The sequence below is a fragment of the Mesorhizobium sp. M7A.F.Ca.ET.027.03.2.1 genome (assembly GCF_003999175.1).
Lineage (GTDB): Bacteria > Pseudomonadota > Alphaproteobacteria > Rhizobiales > Rhizobiaceae > Mesorhizobium.
This window is the reverse complement of sequence record NZ_RZOM01000661.1, coordinates 1-3,465: the sequence shown is the minus strand read 5'-3', so window position 1 is coordinate 3,465 and position 3,465 is coordinate 1. Positions and strand designations below refer to the sequence as shown.

The window sequence follows — 3,465 nt, the reverse complement described above, 5'->3', positions numbered from 1 at the left end:
GGCATACGGACCTCTCGGCGATCGATGCATGCATGTCTGCGTGGATATGCAGCGGCTGTTTGCCGAGCCGTCTCAATGGGCAACGCCCTGGATCACCCGGGTTCTCCCGCAAATCGAGAGGCTGGTCGAAAGACGCGCGCCACAGACGGTCTTTACACGCTTCCTGCCAGCCGAAAAGCCGGGGCAGGGCGTCGGCACATGGAAGCGCTATTATGAGCGCTGGGCTTCCCTGACGATCGAGACGATCGGGCCCGAAATGACCGAACTGTTGCCGTCTTTAGCCGGCTACTGCCCGCCAGCGGCGATCATCGACAAGCACATCTATTCGCCCTGGTTCGAAGGGCGCCTCAGAGCCCTTCTAGTGGAGCGCGGCATCGATACGCTGGTCATTACCGGTGGCGAAACAGATGTTTGCGTTCTCGCCACCGTGCTCGGGGCCATCGATTTCGGCTATCGCGTGGTTCTCGTCACGGACGCGCTGTGCAGTTCTTCCGACGCAACCCATGATGCACTGCTGACCGTTTACCACCAACGTTTCGCGCAGCAGGTCGAGACGGTTGAGATGGAAACGGTTCTCTCGAACTGGACTTGACGTCCGCTAACCCGGCCCGAGTGGAAGTGTCCATGCTTCCTTGCGCGGTTGGGCTGCCTATCTGTTAAGAGAATGACGGACACCAGAACAGGTAGCAGACGTGACGCAACGATCGGGAAGTGCTGATCTTCCACTCCATGGCGGGCGCGTGCCGAAATGGCTCGGCGACCGCATGACGCGTCTTGGCGCTGTGATGTGCGAGGCGATCATTCATCACTATGGTCGAGACGAGCTGCTGCGGCGGCTGGCGCATCCATTCTGGTTCCAGTCCTTTGGTGCTGTCATGGGCATGGATTGGCACTCGTCGGGGATCACGACCAGCGTCGTGGGCGCTTTGAAGCGTGGCCTCACGCCGCTCTCCGGCGAGCTCGGCATTCATGTCTGCGGTGGTCGCGGCGCGCATTCGCGCAAAACCCCGCATGAGCTGGAGGCCATCGGCCAACGCGTCGGCTTCGACGGAGCGGGCCTGGCCACCGTCAGCCGGCTTGTCGCCAAGGTCGACAGCGCCGCAGTCCAGGACGGTTTCGATCTTTACCTGCATGGTTTCATCGTCACCGATGACGGTCGCTGGGTCGTGGTGCAGCAAGGCATGAACGGTGACAGCAAGGTGGCGCGCCGCTACCATTGGCTCTCCGAGGGCCTCAAGAGTTTTGTCGACCAGCCGCATGCCGCCATAGAGGGCGCCCATCAAGGTGAGATCGTCAACCTGACCGACAGGCGCGCCGACGCGTCGCGCCAAGGGCAACTGAATCTTTTGCAAGACCTCGGACCCGATCGCATCCTGGGCGAGCTTGCAGCATTGGAGCGTTGCGCGGAGCCGACGCGTCGGCGGGAACCGGAGCAGCCGCTGCTGCCGCATTTGGTCATGCCGGCCCATCATGACGTTCGCGAAAGCGATGTCGTCATGCATCGTCTTCACGGCAATATCGCAGCCGCCGCGGACCGCGGTCCCACCGATTTCGCCGAGCTCCTTCTGGTCCCCGGCGTCGGCGCGCGCACTGTGCGCGCTCTGGCCCTCGTTGCCGAGGTGGTGCATGGCGCGCCTTGCCGGTTTTCCGATCCCGGCCGCTTCTCGCTGGCGCATGGCGGCAAGGACAGGCATCCATTTCCAGTACCGCTGAAGGTCTATGACGAGACGATCGGGGTTCTGAAGTCGGCCGTGCAGAAGGCAAAGCTCGGTCGCGATGAAGAAATCGGTGCCTTGAGGCGGCTCGACGATCAGTCGCGGCAAGTCGAACGATACGTGACCGGCCCTAGCCTGAAGGAAATTGTCGCGGGAGAATTCGACCAGTCGCATCAGCTCGGCGGGCGCAGCGTGTTTGGCTGGGAAGCTGCACCGGACACAGCATCAGCTGAGCGGAACGAGAAAGCGTGAGCACGGGTGGAGGGGCTGGAGATCAATCGTCAAGATCGATGAGTGCGACACCGAGCTCCGGACGCTTGCTGCGACGCAGATGACCGGGTGCTTCCACCAGGGTGATTTCGAGCGTTGGACGAACGATGCCGTCAAGCAGATGTCCACCCCGAGTGGTGCCGTCACTCAATCCAAGCACCGCATGAACGTGCAGGCTGGGCTTATCGTCGTCACCCAATGCGACATCGCCGATCGCGCTCAGAACCTCGCACTGTTCGTCGACAGGGATTTTGCGGTAGGTCTTCGAGGCCGGATCAAACCAGCCCACCGTGGCTTTCTCGAAAGCCCCTATGGCGGTCAAGGACGCGCTGCCGATCTCCTGGTCGACCGCGAAGGCGGTCAGTGCCGCGAACGCTTCTTCGCCTGGGTCGAGCACCACGACGAATGTCCGTTGTCCGCCGATCTCATTGACGAGCTGCGATTTCATCCCTGTGCTCCCGCCGCATTCAGTGCCGGCCTCATATCAATGTGCGCGGTGTTCCGCATTGCGCTTGCGGGTCGCCGCAGCTTTCCTTGCCGATTCCGATCGGCTTGCGGCAGACCGTGATGCCGATGCCTTGCCGCCGCTTTTGCCGCCTTTGTGCGCCGCTGGATGGCCCGTGTGTTTGCCGCGGCCGGAACCGCCTTCCTTCTTGCCGCCGCCATCGTCCTTGTTGACGGTAGCCCATGCGCGCCGCTCTGCCTCCTTGTCGGAAACCCCGCGCTTCTCATAGCCTTCGGCAATGTGGTCGGCTTTGCGCTCCTGCTTGTCAGTGTATTTCGATTTCTCGCCTCGTGGCATGGCCTGTTCCTCCTGTTGAATAAGGGCTGAACGTCGACTCGACGCGCTGGTTCCAACGGAAGTCGCGTAGCCAATGGCGCATCGAGATGCATGGCCAAACACCGCCGCGCCGCGCAAGCTAGCGCCTTTCGGGCCGGGGAGAGTGTAGCAGCAAGGCGAGGGGGATTGGTTCAGCCGATTGCCAACCTCACGACGAGGGCCAGGATCACGACGCCGGCCAAGCCGGCTATGAAGACGACCCGACGCGTGCGCGTTCGCAGGATGATATCGCCTTGTCTCGCCTGCTCCGCAGAGAATACGGGTCCATTGTCACCGTCCTTGCCATGCCGACCATCGCTCATGATCGCCTCCTTCCCGCTGTTGGCACACAACCATCGCTTGACCGGGGAGGTTCCGATTGCGTCGATCCCGCCGACAGAAAAAAGGATCACAGGCTCGTGAGGAGGGAACTTTGCCCCCCGCGAGTGGTTTGGGCCGCTTGAGACCCAGCCAGCCCGGAGCCAGCCATGTCCGATGCCAAGATTTCCAGTGGCCTGAGCAGACGCATGTTCATGACGGCCTCTGTTTCGGCGGCGGCGGTGATGCCGCTTGTAAATTCCCCAACGAGAGCTGCCCAGCCCGCGCCCGCAAAACCGGCCGAACCGCGCGATTTGTCGGCGGTTTCGATGCGTATCAACA

6 protein-coding genes are annotated in these 3,465 nt (G+C 62.2%); 2 read left to right on the top strand and 4 right to left on the bottom strand.

Annotation, left to right across the window (positions count from 1 at the left end; translation table 11 throughout):
• Together EN750_RS24400 and EN750_RS24395 are read left to right on the top strand one after the other, a co-directional pair.
• The coding region (locus EN750_RS24400; RefSeq protein WP_245482788.1) for a cysteine hydrolase at positions 1-592 on the top strand (592 nt) is incomplete at its 5' end.
• A gap of 100 nt (positions 593-692) precedes the next feature.
• On the top strand, positions 693-1,967 hold the full coding sequence (locus EN750_RS24395; RefSeq protein ID WP_127397928.1) for a DUF763 domain-containing protein: 1,275 nt from the start codon (positions 693-695) through the stop codon (positions 1,965-1,967).
• A 22-nt stretch (positions 1,968-1,989) separates the two neighbouring features.
• Here the strand turns inward: EN750_RS24395 and EN750_RS24390 are convergent, their stop codons facing one another.
• The 4 genes from EN750_RS24390 to EN750_RS40020 form a co-directional block, all read right to left on the bottom strand.
• Complete coding sequence (locus tag EN750_RS24390; RefSeq protein WP_127329005.1) at positions 1,990-2,433, bottom strand: PPC domain-containing DNA-binding protein; 444 nt, start codon at positions 2,431-2,433, stop codon at positions 1,990-1,992.
• 36 nt (positions 2,434-2,469) lie between these two features.
• Entirely contained in the window at positions 2,470-2,787 is a 318-nt protein-coding gene (locus EN750_RS24385) for a plasmid stabilization protein (RefSeq protein ID WP_127329054.1), read from the bottom strand.
• Between the two features lie 170 nt (positions 2,788-2,957).
• Positions 2,958-3,128: a hypothetical protein gene (locus EN750_RS24380; RefSeq protein ID WP_127397926.1), complete on the bottom strand. Its 171-nt coding sequence runs from the start codon at positions 3,126-3,128 to the stop codon at positions 2,958-2,960.
• An 86-nt stretch (positions 3,129-3,214) separates the two neighbouring features.
• Positions 3,215-3,465: hypothetical protein (locus EN750_RS40020; RefSeq protein WP_210212765.1), on the bottom strand; the 251-nt coding region annotated here is incomplete at its 5' end.